The sequence below is a fragment of the Mycobacterium sp. Soil_C_30 genome (assembly GCF_057656995.1).
Window position 1 is genome coordinate 20627 of sequence record NZ_JBDGJH010000014.1, and the last position, 16286, is coordinate 36912.

A 16286-nucleotide genomic window follows, 5' to 3' on the forward strand; every position below is an offset into this window, starting at 1 on the left:
CTTCGCTTGAGACTTGTCTTGAAATGTAACACGTTCTAGTTTGGGTTCCGTGGCCCTGAACATTGCCGATCTCGCCGAGCACGCCATCGACGCTGTGCCTGACCGTGTCGCCCTGATCTCGGGTGACGAGCAGCTGACCTATGCCCAGTTGGAGGACAAGGCCAACCGCCTGGCCCACTATCTCATCGACCAGGGTGTCAAGAAGGACGACAAGGTAGGGCTGTATTGCCGGAACCGGATCGAAATCGTGATCGGGATGCTCGGCATCGTCAAAGCCGGTGCCATCCTGGTGAACATCAACTTCCGCTACGTCGAGGGCGAACTGAAGTACCTGTTCGAGAACTCCGACATGGTGGCGCTGATCCATGAGCGCCGGTACTCCGACCGCGTGGCCAATGTGCTGCCCGAGACGCCGAACGTCAAGACGGTTCTGGTGGTGGAAGACGGCTCCGATGACGACTTCGGCGGATACGGCGGTGTCGAGTTCGAAGCCGCGCTGGCGCAGGGCTCGCCGGAACGCGACTTCGGCCCCCGCAGCGAAGACGACATCTACCTGCTCTACACCGGCGGCACCACCGGCTTCCCGAAGGGCGTGATGTGGCGCCACGAGGACATCTACCGGGTGTTGTTCGGCGGCACCGACTTCGCCACGGGTGAGCCGATCAAAGACGAGTACGACCTGGCCAAGCAGGCCGCCGAGAACAACCCGATGATCCGGTACCCGATTCCGCCGATGATCCACGGCGCCACGCAGTCGGCCACCTGGATGGCGCTGTTTTCCGGCCAAACCGTGGTGCTGGCGCCGGAATTCAACGCCGACGAGGTCTGGAAAGCCATTCACGACCACAAGGTGAACCTGCTGTTCTTCACCGGTGACGCGATGGCCCGCCCGCTGCTGGATGCACTCCTGGCCCACCAGGACGCGGGAAACGAATACGATCTGTCATCGCTGTTCCTGCTCGCCAGCACGGCGGCGCTGTTCTCCACCAGCCTCAAAGAGAAGTTCCTCGAACTGCTGCCCAACCGCATCATCACCGACTCCATCGGATCCTCGGAGACCGGTTTCGGCGGCACCAGCGTGGTGGCCAAAGGCCAGTCGCACACCGGTGGTCCGCGCGTCACCATCGACAAGAACACCGTGGTGCTCGACGAGAACGGCAACGAGGTCACACCGGGGTCGGGTGTGCGCGGAGTGATCGCCAAGCGCGGACACATCCCGGTCGGGTATTTCAAGGACGAGAAAAAAACGGCCGAGACGTTCAAGACGTTCAACGGCGTGCGCTATGCCATTCCCGGTGACTACGCCGAGGTCGAGGCCGACGGCACCGTCACGATGCTCGGCCGCGGTTCGGTGTCCATCAATTCCGGTGGCGAGAAGATCTACCCCGAAGAGGTCGAGGCCGCGCTCAAGGGCCATCCGGACGTCTTCGACGCCCTGGTGGTGGGTGTTCCCGACGAACGCTTCGGCCAACATGTCGCCGCCGTGGTGCACCCACGCGAGGGCACCCGCCCGACGCTGGCGGAACTGGATGCCTTCGTGCGCACCGAGATCGCCGGCTACAAGGTGCCGCGCAGCCTGTGGCTGGTCGACGAGATCAAACGCTCACCCGCGGGCAAGCCCGACTACCGCTGGGCCAAGGACACCACCGAGGAACGGCCCGCCGATGACGTCCACGCCAAACACGCGGCAGGAGCAGTGGGAGCATGAAAACCGAACTCTGTGACCGGTTCGGGATCGAGTACCCGATCTTCGTCTTCACCCCGTCGGAGAAGGTGGCCGCCGCGGTCAGCAAGGCCGGGGGGCTGGGCGTGCTGGGCTGCGTGCGCTTCAACGACGCCGATGACCTCGAGAACGTCCTGCAGTGGATGGATGAGAACACCGGCGGCTTGCCCTACGGCGTGGACATCGTGATGCCCGCCAAGGTCCCCACCGAGGGCACCAGCGTCGACATCAACAAACTGATCCCGCAGACGCATCGCGAATTCGTCGACAAGACCCTCGCAGACCTGGGCGTGCCGCCACTGGCCGAGGACGAGGAAAAGTCCGAAGGGGTGCTGGGCTGGCTGCATTCGGTGGCGCGCAGCCACGTCGAGGTGGCGCTCAAACACCCCATCAAGCTCATCGCCAACGCGTTGGGTTCGCCTCCGAAGGACGTCATCGACCAGGCCCACGCGGCCGGGGTTCCGGTGGCGGCGCTGGCCGGGTCGGCCAAACATGCCCGACGACATGTCGACAACGGCGTCGACATCGTCGTCGCCCAAGGCCATGAGGCCGGCGGGCACACCGGTGAAATCGGGTCGATGGTTCTGTGGCCGGAAATCGTCGACGCGGTTGGTGAGAGCGCCGCCGTGCTCGCGGCGGGTGGTATCGGTACCGGTAGGCAGGTGGCCGCCGCGTTGGCGCTCGGTGCCCACGGCGTCTGGATGGGATCGGCGTTCCTGACCGCAGCCGAGTACGACCTGGGGGTGCGCACCGAAGGCGGCACCTCGGTGATCCAGCAGGCACTGCTGGCGGCCGAGTCCAGTGACACCGTGCGACGCCGGATCTACACCGGCAAGCCGGCCCGGCTGCTCAAGAGCCGGTGGACCGACGCCTGGGACGCCGAGGGCGCGCCGGAGCCGCTGCCGATGCCGCTGCAGAACATCCTGGTCAGCGAGGCCCATCAGCGGATGAGTGAGTCCACCGACCCGACGACCGTCGCGATGCCCGTCGGCCAGATCGTCGGCCGGATGAACGAGATCCGACCGGTCGCCGACATCATCGCCGAGTTGGTCGCCGGTTTCGAGGACGCCACCACGCGGTTGGACGGCATCCGCGGGAACTGATTCGGCGATGTCCTTTCCGATAGTGGCTTCCCCGACGAGGCGAGCCGACTAACATCCCGCGTCGTGGGCATCCAGCAGATGGCGCCCGTCCTGAAGGAGCGCCGCGGTGAGCGACAAACCGAACATTCTCATCATCTGGGGCGATGACATCGGTCAGAGCAATCTGAGCTGCTACAGCAACGGACTGATGGGGTACCGAACACCCAACATCGATCGAATCGCACGCGAGGGTGCGCTGTTCACCGACTATTACGGTGAACAGAGTTGCACCGCAGGGCGAGCCGCTTTCATCACCGGGCAGAACCCGTACCGTACCGGCCTCACCAAGGTGGGAATGCCGGGTGCGCCCGTCGGTCTGCAGGCCGAAGACCCGACCATTGCCACGGCGCTGAAGGCCCAGGGCTACGCCACGGGTCAGTTCGGGAAGAACCATCTGGGCGACCGGGACGAATTCCTGCCCACCATGCACGGTTTCGACGAGTTCTTCGGCAACCTGTACCACCTCAACGCCGAAGAGGAGCCGGAGAACGTCGACTACCCGAAGAACCCCGAATTCCGCAAGAAGTTCGGGCCCCGTGGTGTCTTGCACACCTGGGCCAACGGCGACGGCACCCAGCGCATCGAGGACACCGGTCCGCTGACCCGGAAGCGCATGGAGACCTGCGACGACGAATTCCGTGACGCCGCAATCGACTTCATCAAACGACAGCATGAGGCGCAGACGCCGTTCTTCGTGTGGTTCAACTCCACGCACATGCACTTCCGCACCCACCCCAAGCCGGAGAGTATCGGGCGCGCGGGCGAAGGCCAGTCCGAGTACCACGACACCATGCTCGACCATGACGATATCGTCGGCGACCTGCTGAATACCCTGGATGAGCTGGGTATAGCCGACGACACCATCGTCATGTACTCCACCGACAACGGACCCCACATGAACAGCTGGCCCGACGCCGGCATGACGCCGTTTCGCAATGAGAAGAACTCCAACTGGGAAGGTGCCTACCGAGTTCCGGCCCTGGTGCGCTGGCCGGGACACATCCCCGCGGCCTCAGTGCTCAATGGGATCGTCAGTCACAACGACTGGTTCGTGACGCTGCTGGCCGCGGCCGGCGACGTTGACATCGCCGAGCGGTTGAAGAAGGGGACCGACCTCGGGGGAACCACTTACAAGGTGCACCTCGACGGGCACAACCAGCTGGACTACATCACCGGCGCGGTCGACAAGAGCCCACGCAGGCACTTCTTCTACGTGTCCGACGACGGTGATCTGACCGGGCTTCGGTACGACAACTGGAAGATCGTGTTCCTGGAACAGAGGGCCACCGGCACCCTGAGGATCTGGCTCGAGCCGTACACCGAACTTCGAGCGCCGAAACTGTTCAACCTGCGTACCGATCCCTACGAACGTGCCGACATCACGTCCAACACCTACTTCGATTGGGTGCTCGACCGGGTCTTCGTCTTCACACCGGCACAGGTCTACGTCAGTCAGATGCTGCAGACACTCGTCGAGTTCCCGCAGCGACAGAAGTCGGCCAGTTTCAACCTGCAACAGGTGATGGCCAAACTGCAGGCGGGTATCCCGGACTCCTGAGGCGGTCAGTCCGGCAGTAGATCGAATTCGGTTGACGCCGAAGTGATCCCGTTGACCCGGATATCGACTGCGTGTGCGCCGGGGTAGTACCTGCGGGTGGTGATCGGCCGGAACGAATGCACCTTCGTCACCGTCACCGCTTCGCCGGGGGCCAGGGTCCTGGTCGTCAGCTTGAAGACCTTCGCCACCTGGGCCCCGTTGGCCTTGCGATGGTGGACGGCGTAGTCGATGGCCAGCCGGGCGGATTCCTCGCCGTCGTTGCGAACAGTGGCGCGCAGTTCGACGTCCGCGCCGAACGGCACCCGGGACCGGCTCAGTACGGGTCCGTCGATGGTCACTGTCGCCGCACCAAAGCCCAAGAGCCGCAGAGCCTTCGGTTCACCGCGCTTGACCAGGGTGCGTAAAGCGTGACGCACCAAGGCCGGTGTGTTGTCATCCGGTGCCGCAAGCCAGCGGGCCGCGGTGTCGACCACCAGATCAGTGTGATCGCGGCTCAGATCGTTGAGGTGGTTGGCCACCGAACGGCGGACCGCGGTGTCGGGATCGCGGTACAGCGCATCGAGCACGGGCACCATGACACCCGGTGCGCTGAGTATCTGCGGGACCCTGATGGCCCACGGCAGATACGGGCGGGTGCCCTCGGAGGCGAGGCGACGGACGGCGGGGTCGGACGACGCGGTCCACTTGACGACGATGGGCAGCGCCCGGTCGACGTCATGGCGCAGCAGTGGGCGGATGGCGAACTCTGCGGTCAGCAGGCCCGTCAGCTCGGCCAGCAACGCCATGGCGTCATCGAAGGCGGCTGTGTTGGCATCGGACACGGCGCGCTCGGCGACGGCCGTGGTGACCGGCCAGACCATCCAGCCGGTCAACGACTGCGCGCAGGCGCGCACCGCCGCGGCCAACGCAGCGAAGTCGCCGGGAACATCGTTGAGTAGGGCATCGCGGAGCAGGTCGGAGCGGGCCCGCAACGGCAACGGTGCCAGGGCGGTGCCGGCTGCGCGCAGGCTCGCCGCAGCGGTGCCGGTGGCCTGTTCCACGGCGCCGGCCAACGCGACCGCCGTCGCCTCGTTGATGAGCTCTTCGGCCAAGGGCATGGCGCGATGGTAGCGACGGGCTCTGACAGCGCGCCGGTATGTTGGCTCCCGTGAACGGAGCCCAGGCCCTGCTGACCACTCTCGTCGACGGCGGTGTCGGGGTCTGCTTCGCCAATCCCGGCACATCGGAGATGCACTTCGTGGCGGCGCTGGATTCGGTGACCGAGATGCGGGCGGTGTTGGCGCTGTTCGAGGGGGTGGCGTCCGGGGCCGCCGACGGGTACGCCCGGATCGCCGAACAGCCGGCTGTGGTGTTGCTGCATCTCGGACCTGGGCTGGGCAATGCGATCGCCAACCTGCACAATGCGCGCCGTGCCAAGGTCCCACTCGTGGTGGTGGTCGGTGACCATGCGTTGACCCACAAGGACTATGACGCGCCGCTGGAATCGGATATCGAGGCGCTGGCGAGCAATGTGTCCGGCTGGGTGAAACGATGCACCAGTCCGGATACGGTCTCCCGCGACGCGGCCGAGGCGGTCGCGGCCGCGCGCAACGGGCAGGTCGCCACCCTGATCCTGCCCGCGGACGTGTCCTGGACCGGCGGTGCGGCAGTGACCGCGCGCGGTGCGCTCACCTCCGTCGAATCCGTCGACGCCGACGCGGTGGCCACGGCCGCGCAGGTGCTGCGCTCCGGTGCCCCGACTGTGCTGTTCACCGGAGGTGACGCCAACCGGCTGCCCGGACTTTCCGCGGCGGCGCGTGTTGCATCCGCGTCCGGGGCACGGTGGCTGTGCGAGACGTTTCCCACCCGCTTGGAGCGCGGGGCCGGCATCCCGCCCGTCGAGCGCCTGGCTTATTTCGCCGAGGCGGCCGAAGCTCAGCTGGCAGGTGCGCAGCATCTGATCCTCGCCGGCGCCAGTTCCCCGGTGTCGTTCTTCGCCTACCCCGGCAGGCGAAGTGACCTCGTGCCCGACGGCTGCCATGTGCATGTGCTGGCAGGCCACGCCGGCGCGGCTGCGGCGTTGTCGGCGCTGGCCGACGAGATCGCGGCGGACGTGGAACCGCCGGTGGCCGCATCAACTCGTCCCGCCGCCCCCACCGGCGAGCTGAACGCGATGAAGGTGGCCGAGGCCGTCGGCGCGCTACTCCCCGAGAACGCGATCATCGTCGACGAGGCCAACACCGGGGAGTCGGACTGCCCGCCGCCACCGCCGGCGCGCCCGCACACGACGTGCTGACCCTGACCGGTGGCGCTATCGGGTACGGATTGCCCGCGGCGATCGGCGCCGCGATCGCCGCTCCGGACCGCCCGGTCCTCTCGCTGCAAGCCGACGGCTCGGCCATGTACACCGCATCGGCGTTGTGGACCCAAGCCCGGGAGAATCTGAACATCACCACCGTGGTCTACAACAACGGGGTCTACGACATCCTTCGGGTCGAACTGCAACGTGTCGGCGCCGAGGCTGCGGACGCCCCGGGACCCAAAGCGCGCGACCTGCTCGACATCAGCCGTCCCACATTGGATTTCGTGTCGATCGCCCAGGGCATGGGGGTCCCGGCGCAACGGGTCACCACCGGCGAGGAACTCGTCGCCGCTCTGCAGAAGGCGTTCGACGAGCCCGGACCGCATCTGATCGAGGCAATGGTTCCGTCCCTGCTGGGCTGACGACGGGTTGTCCGATTTGTTCACGACGGCGGCGTCTGGCCTGCCTAGCGTGGAGTCCATGAGCATTCAACCGACATCAGTGGTGTTCGAGATCGTCACCGGCGACCTGCAGCGAGCGTTGGAGTTCTACCGGCTGCTCGGCCTCGACGTGCCCGCCGCCGACGGGCCACACGTCGAGGTGGCGCTGCCCGGCGGCAACAAACTGGCCTTCGACACCGAAGAGGTGATCGCCGGTATGCATCCGGGGTGGACGGCCCCGGAGTCGGCGGGACGGGTGGCGCTGGCCTTCGGGGTGGCCACTCCGGAGGAGGTGGACACACTGTTCACGACGCTGACCGCCGCCGGGCACGCCGGCATGTTGAAGCCGTTCGACGCGCCGTGGGGTCAGCGCTACGCGACGGTCGAGGACCCAGACGGTACGTCCGTGGATCTGTTCGCCGCATTGGCGAGCTGACCCAGCGGTACTCCCGCCAGATCGCGTACGTCCCGGTGGAGGTGCGGTTGGTCGGCATAACCCGCGCGTGCCGCCGCGTCCGCGGTCGGCACACCCGCACGCACCATGGTCAACGCCCGGCGGAACCGCAGAACGCGCCGCAGTGTCGCCGGGGGATAGCCGTACACCGCGCCACATTGCCGTTGCAGGTTGCGGGCCGAGTAACCGGCGTCCTCGGCCACGGCGCGCACCGGGGTCCCAGCGGCCAGCCGCGCGGTGACCTCACGAAGCAGAGCCAGGGACCAGGGTGAGGTGGTCGTGGACGTCTCCGAATCCAACAGCCGCAGTGCGGCCGTCAGCGGAGGCGCCCCGGACAACTCGGGTCGCAGGTCCCGCAGCGGGACCCGTCGGTCACGCAGGTCGGCGGCCGGCACCGCGAGCAGCCGGGGGAGTGCCCCCGGCCGGAACCGGATACCTGCCGCGGCTTCGTCTTGCCGACTCAGGTGCGCAGTGGTGTCGGGCCCGGCGACCACCACTTCACCGTCGAGCGTGATGAGATCCATGCAGCCGTCCGGCAGCACCCGTGCGCGCCGGGCACCGTCCGAAACCCAGATGCATTCAGCCAGCTCGCGCAGCGGTGCCGGTGGTGGCAGCTCGCGATAACTCACACTTCGACATTAACCCGCTTCGCGAGGTTGTCCTGAACCTCCTGCTGCCAGATGTCATAGGCGTGGGTGGTGTCGACCTCCTGCTCGAACCGATCGGTCATCTCGGCGGTGACGTCGGCGGCATCCACATAGAACTGCTCGTACCAGCGGCGGTGCTGGTACACCGCGCCGTCCTCTTCGGTGAGCAACGGGTTGTCGATGCGGGTCTTGTTCTTCCAGATCGCGACGTCCTCGAGGAACCCGTCCCCGAACGACCGGTTCATCGCGGCGGCCAGTTTGGCCGCCTTGTCCGCGGGCAGCCCCGGCATCGCCTGCACGGACACGCCCCACTGGAGCGTGAACGAGTTGTGCGTCACCGGGTAGTGGCAATTGATCAAGGCGACCTCGACGGTGAATCCGGGGCCCAGGTCGTTGTGCAGCCAGTTGATCATGTAGGCCGGCCCGAAGTAGGTCGCCTCGGAGCGCAGATATGTTCCCTCCCAGAGCTTGTCGGGGTCTGCGGTGTAGTCGGGCCGCGGTTTGGACTCCATGAACTGACTGGCGGTGTGGCCATCGATGACGTTCTTGAAGTATGTCGGGTAGGCGTGATGGATGTAGAAGAAGTGCGCCATGTCGACGTTGTTGTCGACGATCTCGCGGCAGTGCGCACCCTCGATGAGCACCGAACTCCACTGCCACGGCGACCACCGGCCCTCGTCGTACCCCTCGATGGTGGGAGGAGTCAGTTCCGGTGCGGGAGTCGAGCCTTCGGGGTCGTGCCACATCAGTAGCTGACCGTTGACCTCGGTGGTGGGCCAGCTGCGGGTGCGCGCCAGCCGGGGTGTGCGCTTGGCGTACGGCACCAGCTTGCACTTGCCGTCACCACCCCAACGCCAGTCATGGAACGGGCAGGCCACCTCATCGCCCTTGACCGAGCCGTGGGCGAGGTCACCGCCCATGTGCCTGCAGTAGCCGTCGAGCACCTGCAACGCGCCGGTGCTATCGGCGAACACCACGAGGCGGGTTCCGAAAGCGTCTATGCCGTGCGGCTTTCCATCGCGGAAGTCCTCGGCCAGACCCAGGCAGTGCCAGCCTCGTGCGAAGCGCGTCATCGCCGCGCCCGTGTCGATCTCGCGGATATCAGTCATCGCCCGAACCCTTCTGACATGTCGAGCACGGCCACGTGGCTGAAGACCATGCTGGTACCTATCGGATTTCCGCCGCCCGGGTAGGTGGTCCCACTCGGCGCTGCCATGGTGTTGCCGGCCGCATACAGCCCGCGGATGACGGTGCCTGTCGTGTCCAGCACCCGTCCTACGTCGTCGGTTCTAAGACCACCTTTGGTGCCCAGATCCGAGAGCCCGAACGCCGCCGCATGAAACGGGGCCTTGGTGATCGGGTGAAGCGGTGAGGCCCCGCCCGAGAAGACACGGTCATACGGTTCGTCACCGCGGCCGAAATCGCGGTCCACACCTCGGGCGACGAGCTGGTTGAACCGGTCGACGGTCTGCACCAGATTGGCCGGAGGTACCCCTATCCGGGTGGCGAGCTCGTCGAGACTGTGCGCGGTGTGCCACAACCCGGCAGCGACGTACTGCTCAGGGGCGACCATGGACACGTTGGTGGCCTTCACCGGGGGCACAACACCTTCGGTGTCGTCGTAGATCATCCAGTACGGCAGGGTCACCGATCCGTCGGCCATCGCCGCAACCACGGCGCGGCCCAGTCGGTCGTAGGCAAGCGATTCGTTGACGAACCGGCGCCCGTTGTCGTCGACGAAGATGCCGCCGGTGAACCACAGCGCAAAAGCGGAGCGACCATCAGGGTGGGTGAGCCCGGGCGACCACCAGGCTTGTTCCATCAGATCGACATCCGCGCCCGCCGCGATTGCCGCCAGATGTGCCGAGCCGCGATTCCCCCACGGCCCCATGGTGTCCCGTGACGAACCCGGCACCCCGTACTGTGCGCGCATCGCCTCGTTGTGTTCGAAACCGCCCGCGGCCAGCAGCACCCCGCGGCGGGCGTGGATCGCGCGACGTTCCCCGCCGGAGTCCACCACCGCACCGACCACCGCACCGTCGTCGACCACCAACTCGACCAACTCGGTGTTCAGCCGTGCCGAACTGTTCGGAAATCGGCGCGCTGCCGCCAGGAATCGTGCGATGAGGGCGCGTCCCCCGACGTAGTAGTCCTCCGGTACGGCGGCTCCCAGTCGGTCGGTGTCCAGCGGTCCACGCACCAACTCGCGAAGATCGGGGGCGACCGAGACCCGCAGCGCCTTTGCGGCGATGTGCCGCATACCGTCGGCCCGAGCTTTGGGGGCCGCGCCGAAGTAGTCAGGCCAGGGCAGCACCTGGAACTTCAACAGCTCATCGGTCTCGAGGTAGTCGATCAGGCGGGCGCCCCCACGGACGTAGGCCTCCTGCAGGGCGCGTGGGGTCCGGTCACCGACGACCGCCGTGTAGTACTCGAGCGCGTCGTCGATGGTGTCGTCGCTGCCGGCTCTCTGTAACACCGCGTTGGTGGGAAACCACATACCGCCGCCGCCGGAGTATGCCGTTGTGCCACCGTACTTCTCGGTCGCTTCGAGCAATGTCACCTCGAGGCCTTCACGGGCCGCCGTGTAGGCGCCGGTCACACCGCCGGCGCCGGAGCCGGCCACCAGGACATCGCAGTGCTCGTGCCAGTCGGCCATCTCAGACCGGCGCCCGGCGGCTGGGACGGCTGATCGTGTGCACCGCGTCGGCGCAGTCCAGACCTTCTGCCGACAGCTGCCGTTTGAGGATCTTGAAGGTCTCGGTGCGGGGCAGGCGTTGGGCGATCCGGATGTAGGACGGCCACTGCTTGGGCCCGAGGTCGCTCTGGCTGGACAGGAACGTGTGGAAGTCCTCGACGTCGAACGGGGCATCCGCCGACAGCACCAGCGCCGCCATCACCTGATCACCCACGTCCGGGTCGGGTATGGGGTACACGGCGGCTTCGACGACGCCGGGGTAGCGCGCCAGAATCCGCTCGATGGGCGCTGTACCCAGGTTCTCGCCGTCGACGCGCATCCAATCACCCAGTCGGCCTGCAAAATACGCGAACCCCGCCTCGTCGCGGTAGGCCAGGTCGCCGCTGTGGTAGATCCCCCCGGCCATACGCTGCGCCTCGGCGTCGGGATCGTTGTAGTAGCCCATGAACTGTCCCGCGCCGGTGAGGTTCACCAGTTCACCCACGACACCCGGCGGGCAGGGTTCACCGGTGTCGACGTCGACGATCGACACTCCGTTGGCCAACGGCCCCAAGGCGCCGTCCGGGGTGTCGGGGGTCCGGGCGATCGCCACTCCGCCCTCGCTGGAGCCGAACCCGTCGACCACCTGCACACCGAAACGCCGCGCGAACCGGTCGAGGTCACGCGGGGCGCCCTCGTTGCCGTACGCGACACGCAACGGGTTGTCGGCGTCGTCGTCACGAGGTTCCGTGGCCAGGATGTACGACAGCGGTTTACCCACATAGTTGGCGTAGGTGGCGCCGAAGCGGCGCACGTCGGGCAAGAACTGTGATGCCGAAAAGCGGCGCCGCAACGCGATCGAGGCGCCCGCCGCCACCGCGGGGCCCCAGCCGGCCATGATCGCGTTCGAATGGAAGAGGGGCATCGACAGATAGCAGGTGTCCTGCGGCCCCAGCCCGAACCGTTCGGCCAACATCACTCCGGGGAACGCCACCTTGGCGTGGGTGCAGCGCACCGCCTTGGGGTCGCCGCTGGTGCCGGAGGTGAAGATCAGCATGAACAAGTCGTCGGGATCAACAGCCGGGAAGGTGACCGGCGCTCCCCGGTATGAAGCCAATTCCGCGTTCCACGAATCGGATTCGACATCCAGGGCTTGGATACCGGGTTGCGCGCTGGCGTGGTCGGCCAGCACGAACTGGCAGTCGGCGTGGTCGATATCGCGTTGTAGGGCCGCCCCGCGCCGAGTGGGATTCAGCCCCACCGGCACCAGCCCGCCGAGGGCCGCCGCCACCAGGACCGTGCAGAAGAACGGTGTATTGCCCAGCAACACACCGATATGAGGAGGTTTCCCGGGGTCGAGCCTGGCCCGTAACGCCGCGGCCAGGTCGGCGCCGGCCTGGATGTGCTCGCGCCAGGAGACGAAGGAAACAGTGTCTGCCGCGATGGCGGACACACCCCGGTCCTCCACACCCGCCAGCGGTGCCAGCAGGCCGGTGACGGTAGGGCCTCGAGTGGACTCGGTCATCGCCTAGACGGGAGTGTCGGCCAGTTCGCGGCCGATCGCCAACAGTGCGCCGGTGGCGCTGCCGAGGCCGAATTCTGTTTGTTTGGCCGCCAGGAAGTACCGATGCACCGGGTGGTCCATGTCGATGCCCACGCCCCCGTGTACGTGAACAGTGGTGTGCGCAACACGGTGTCCCGCTTCGGCAGCCCAGAACGCGGCCGAACGGACATCGATCTCGGCGGGCAGATCCTCCGACAGCCGCCACGCCGCCTGGGTCAGCGTCAGGCGCAGCCCCTTGATGTCGATGTATCCGTCGGCCAACCTCGAGGACACCGCCTGGAAACTGCCGATCGGGCGGTCGAACTGCTCACGCTCGCGGGCGTAGGAAGCGGTCAGTTCGAGCGCCCGTTCGAGGACGCCGAGCTGGAAAGCGCTGCGGCCCAGCAGTGCCCCGGTGCGCAACCAGTCCAGCACCTCCTGATCGCCTACCACCCTGTCCGCACCCAGCTCGACACCGTTGAGTTCGAGATGTCCGACGCTGCCCAGGCCCGTGGTCTCCAGCGAGGTGACGGTGACCCAAGGATCGTCGGCGGCCACCAGGAAAACCGCTGTACCGGAGCCGGTTTCGGCCGGAACCAGAAAGGCGTCGGCCACCGGGCCGTAGGCCACCTGGGTGCGGGCGCCGGTCAGGCGATACCCGTTGTCGGTGACCGCCGCCTGCACCGGGCCTTCACCCATGTCACCGTCGGGAGCGATGGTCAGCACCTTCTGGCCCTGGACCGCCGGCGCCGCCCACTGCTGGTGAAGCGCCTCGGTTCCGAACTTCGCCAACGCTCCCGCGGCCAGGACCACCGACTCCAGATAGGGGACGGCGGCGACCTGCCTGCCGAGCGCCACCAGCACGGCCACCTGCTCGAGCACTCCGAACCCGCCGCCGCCCAGGTCTTCCGGGGCCGCCGTGGACAGGATGTCCGCGTCGATCAACTTGCGCCACAACTCCTTGTCGAACCGTTGCTCCAGTCCATCGAGTTCACGCTGATGTTCGGGGGTGCACACCGATTCGGTGATGGTGCGGGCCAGTCCACCCAGGTCGTCGGCGGCTTCCGTGGTCGAGAAATCCATGCGAGCTCCTTCTACCGGTTCACTCGGGGCAGGCCGAGAGCGACCATGCCGATGATGTCGCGCTGGATCTCGTTGGTGCCACCGCCGAACGTCAGGATCAGCGCCGAGCGGTGCATGCGCTCGATGCGCCCGCGCAGCAGCGCACCGGGTGATCCCGCGCGCAGTGTCGCCGAGGTGCCGAGCACCTCCATCAACAGCCGGTAGGCCTCGGTGGCGAGTTCGGTGCCGTACACCTTGGCGGCCGAGGCGTCGGCCGGTGACGGTGCGGAATCGGAGGCTGACGCCAGCTCCCAGTTGATGAGTTTGAGCACCTCGGCCTTGGCATGCACGCGGGCCAGGTTGAGCTGCACCCACTCGGAGTCGATGAGCCGTTTGCCGTGGATGTCCTTGGTGTTCTGCGCCCACTCGCGCACGCCGCTCAGCGCCACGTAGATCGGCTGCGCCGAGACCAGCGCCACCCGTTCGTGGTTGAGCTGGTTGGTGACGAGTTTCCAGCCGGCGTTCTCCTCGCCGACAAGTGCGGACTTGGGTACGCGCACGTCCTGGTAGTAGGTGGCACTGGTGTCGACACCGGACATGGTGTGCACCGGCGTCCAGGAGAAACCTTCGGCGGTGGTCGGGACGATGAGCATCGAGATACCCCGGTGCTTCTTGGCCTCCGGGTTGGTCCGGACGGCCAGCCATACGTAGTCGGCGTACGCGATCAACGACGTCCACATCTTCTGGCCGTTGATGACGTAGTCGTCGCCATCGGCGACGGCGGTGGTGCGCAGCGACGCGAGGTCGGTGCCCGCGCCGGGCTCGGAGTAACCGATCGAGAAGTGCAACTCTCCGGCGGCGATCTTGGGGAGGAAGAACTTCTTCTGCTCTTCGGTGCCGAAGTGCATGATCGTCGGCGCCACACTGTTGATGGTCAGGAAGGGCACCGGGACTCCGGAGATGGCGGCCTCGTCGTTGAAGATCAGGCTCTCCATCGGCGTGCGTTCCTGGCCGCCGTATTCCTTGGGCCAGTTCAGCGTGAGCCAGCCGTCCTTGCCCATCTGCGCGACGGTTTCGCGGTAGACGTTGCCGCGCCCCATCTCCCCGTCGTTGGAGGCCAGCGCCTCGGCCCGCTCCGGAGTCATGAGCGCGGTGAAGTACGCCCGCAATTCGCGGCGCAATTCCTCCTGCTCGGGGGTGTAGCCGATGCGCATGGCCCACTTCCTCACTGGTCGAGTACGTCTGCTTCCGGGCTCCGGTTTATCATCCTCGTTGTAACACGTTCTAGTCTTGGGGTCCAGGTTGGCTTCGCCGGTCTGGCGCCCGGTTGGGTCGTATTGTGATCGCATCACCGGGCCGGGCCGCCGGAATGCGAGGACCCATGGGTCGCGAGGAGGGTGTCATGCGGGTTGAAGTTGACCGTGATCGTTGCGAAGGTAACGCCGTGTGCGTGGGAATCGCGCCGGATCTGTTCGACCTGGACGACGAGGACTACGCCGTGATGAAAGTCGACGAGATTCCTTCCGACCAGGAGGATCTGGCCGAGCAATCGGTGGCCGAATGCCCACGCGCCGCCCTGATCCGCAAAGACTAGAGGTATTCGTATCTTGACTTCGAACGCAGGCGCAGACCCAGGCATCGATCTGTCCGGCAAGGTCGCCGTCGTGACCGGTGCAGCCGCAGGCCTGGGCCGCGCAGAAGCCATCGGTCTCGCTCGCTCGGGAGCCACCGTCATCGTGAACGACATCGCGAAGGCGATCGACAACTCCGATGTGTTGGACGAGATCGCCGGGGCCTGTGCTGATGCCGGTGCCAAGGCCGTCGCCGTCGCGGGCGACATCAGCGACCGCGCCACCGCAGATGAACTGGTGGCGACGGCCGACGGGCTCGGCGGGTTGGACATCGTGGTCAACAATGCCGGTATCACCCGGGATCGCATGCTGTTCAACATGTCCGACGAGGACTGGGATGCGGTGATCGCCGTGCACTTGCGCGGGCACTTCCTCCTGACGCGCAATGCGGCCACCTACTGGCGAAACAAGGCCAAGGAGAGTGGGGGCACCGTGTACGGGCGCCTGGTCAACACCTCCTCCGAGGCGGGGTTGGCGGGACCCCCGGGACAGGCCAACTACGGTGCCGCCAAGGCCGGTATCACCGCACTCACCATGTCCGCGGCGCGCGGCCTCGAGCGGTACGGGGTGCGTGCCAACGCCATCTGCCCGCGGGCGCGGACGGCGATGACGGCCGATGTGTTCGGCGATGCGCCCGAACTGGGGGACGGCGAAGTGGACGGGTTGTCGCCGGAGCACGTGGTGAGTCTGGTGCGCTTCCTGGCCTCGCCCGCGGCCGAGCGGGTCAACGGTCAGGTGTTCATCGTCTACGGACCGTCGGTGACCCTGGTCGCCGCCCCTACCGCCGAGCATCAGTTCACGGCGCAAGGGTCGGCGTGGGCGCCGTCCGACCTCAGTGACACCCTGGCCGGTTACTTTGCTGGACGCGATCCGAACCTGAGCTTTTCGGCGACGGGCCTGATGGGCAACTGATGTTGTCACCATCGGCTCCGCCCCACGTGGTAGAACTAGAACACGTTTCAGAATGGAATTACGCCTAACGGGCGTGACCTGGACATACCTACCAGTTCTGTCTCATTTGTCCGTTCTTTGACACTGCGAACGTGTTCTAGTTAGTATGATCCGGCTCACAGTGATCGACGTCCGAAACCGGGGCGCGAGAGGTGCTGGCCGAATAGCCCCACGAGGCTT

Annotated in this window: 13 protein-coding genes and 1 pseudogene; 7 read left to right on the forward strand and 7 right to left on the reverse strand. The window is 66.5% G+C overall.

The window, feature by feature from the left end:
* Positions 1-40 precede the first annotated feature (40 nt).
* From AC3A6P_RS23300 to AC3A6P_RS23310, 3 genes are all read left to right on the forward strand, one after another.
* The gene (locus AC3A6P_RS23300; protein WP_487694213.1) at positions 41-1708 is read left to right on the forward strand and encodes an acyl-CoA synthetase; all 1668 of its coding nucleotides are present in this window, start codon (positions 41-43) and stop codon (positions 1706-1708) included.
* Positions 1705-2826: an NAD(P)H-dependent flavin oxidoreductase gene (locus AC3A6P_RS23305; RefSeq protein WP_487694215.1), complete on the forward strand. Its 1122-nt coding sequence runs from the start codon at positions 1705-1707 to the stop codon at positions 2824-2826. Before AC3A6P_RS23300 ends, AC3A6P_RS23305 begins: the two co-directional genes overlap by 4 nt.
* Before the next feature lie 106 nt (positions 2827-2932).
* Positions 2933-4423 (forward strand): arylsulfatase, encoded by a 1491-nt coding sequence (locus AC3A6P_RS23310; RefSeq protein WP_487694216.1) that lies wholly within the window; start codon positions 2933-2935, stop codon positions 4421-4423.
* Positions 4424-4428: 5 nt separating this feature from the next.
* On the opposite strand, the gene AC3A6P_RS23315 is transcribed toward AC3A6P_RS23310, so the two are convergent.
* On the reverse strand, positions 4429-5520 hold the full coding sequence (locus tag AC3A6P_RS23315; protein WP_487694217.1) for a DNA alkylation repair protein: 1092 nt from the start codon (positions 5518-5520) through the stop codon (positions 4429-4431).
* A 50-nt stretch (positions 5521-5570) separates the two neighbouring features.
* Here AC3A6P_RS23315 and AC3A6P_RS23320 point away from each other — a divergent pair.
* Both AC3A6P_RS23320 and AC3A6P_RS23325 read left to right on the forward strand, forming a co-directional pair.
* Positions 5571-7126: pseudogene (locus AC3A6P_RS23320) on the forward strand (acetolactate synthase large subunit).
* A gap of 58 nt (positions 7127-7184) precedes the next feature.
* Positions 7185-7580 (forward strand): VOC family protein, encoded by a 396-nt coding sequence (locus AC3A6P_RS23325; protein ID WP_487694218.1) that lies wholly within the window; start codon positions 7185-7187, stop codon positions 7578-7580.
* Here the strand turns inward: AC3A6P_RS23325 and AC3A6P_RS23330 are convergent.
* Genes AC3A6P_RS23330 through AC3A6P_RS23355 form a run of 6 tightly spaced genes read right to left on the reverse strand, consistent with a single transcriptional unit; the run spans position 7517 to position 14738 of the window.
* Positions 7517-8227: a DUF6597 domain-containing transcriptional factor gene (locus AC3A6P_RS23330; protein WP_487694220.1), complete on the reverse strand. Its 711-nt coding sequence runs from the start codon at positions 8225-8227 to the stop codon at positions 7517-7519. The two genes, AC3A6P_RS23325 and AC3A6P_RS23330, sit on opposite strands and share 64 nt — an antisense overlap.
* Positions 8224-9354, reverse strand: a complete 1131-nt coding sequence (locus tag AC3A6P_RS23335) for a 3-ketosteroid-9-alpha-monooxygenase, oxygenase component (protein WP_487694221.1) — start codon at positions 9352-9354, stop codon at positions 8224-8226. Before AC3A6P_RS23335 ends, AC3A6P_RS23330 begins: the two co-directional genes overlap by 4 nt.
* Positions 9351-10901: an FAD-binding protein gene (locus AC3A6P_RS23340; RefSeq protein ID WP_487694222.1), complete on the reverse strand. Its 1551-nt coding sequence runs from the start codon at positions 10899-10901 to the stop codon at positions 9351-9353. Before AC3A6P_RS23340 ends, AC3A6P_RS23335 begins: the two co-directional genes overlap by 4 nt.
* A gap of 1 nt (position 10902) precedes the next feature.
* Complete coding sequence (fadD17, locus tag AC3A6P_RS23345; RefSeq protein WP_487694223.1) at positions 10903-12444, reverse strand: long-chain-fatty-acid--CoA ligase FadD17; 1542 nt, start codon at positions 12442-12444, stop codon at positions 10903-10905.
* A gap of 3 nt (positions 12445-12447) precedes the next feature.
* Positions 12448-13545 (reverse strand): acyl-CoA dehydrogenase family protein, encoded by a 1098-nt coding sequence (locus AC3A6P_RS23350; protein ID WP_487694225.1) that lies wholly within the window; start codon positions 13543-13545, stop codon positions 12448-12450.
* Between the two features lie 11 nt (positions 13546-13556).
* Positions 13557-14738: an acyl-CoA dehydrogenase family protein gene (locus AC3A6P_RS23355; RefSeq protein WP_487694226.1), complete on the reverse strand. Its 1182-nt coding sequence runs from the start codon at positions 14736-14738 to the stop codon at positions 13557-13559.
* Positions 14739-14926: 188 nt separating this feature from the next.
* Here AC3A6P_RS23355 and AC3A6P_RS23360 point away from each other — a divergent pair, with 188 nt between their 5' ends.
* Both AC3A6P_RS23360 and AC3A6P_RS23365 read left to right on the forward strand, forming a co-directional pair.
* Positions 14927-15118, forward strand: coding sequence for a ferredoxin (locus AC3A6P_RS23360; protein WP_487694227.1), 192 nt, complete (start codon positions 14927-14929; stop codon positions 15116-15118).
* Between the two features lie 13 nt (positions 15119-15131).
* Positions 15132-16067 (forward strand): 3-oxoacyl-ACP reductase, encoded by a 936-nt coding sequence (locus AC3A6P_RS23365; RefSeq protein ID WP_487694228.1) that lies wholly within the window; start codon positions 15132-15134, stop codon positions 16065-16067.
* Positions 16068-16286 lie beyond the last annotated feature (219 nt).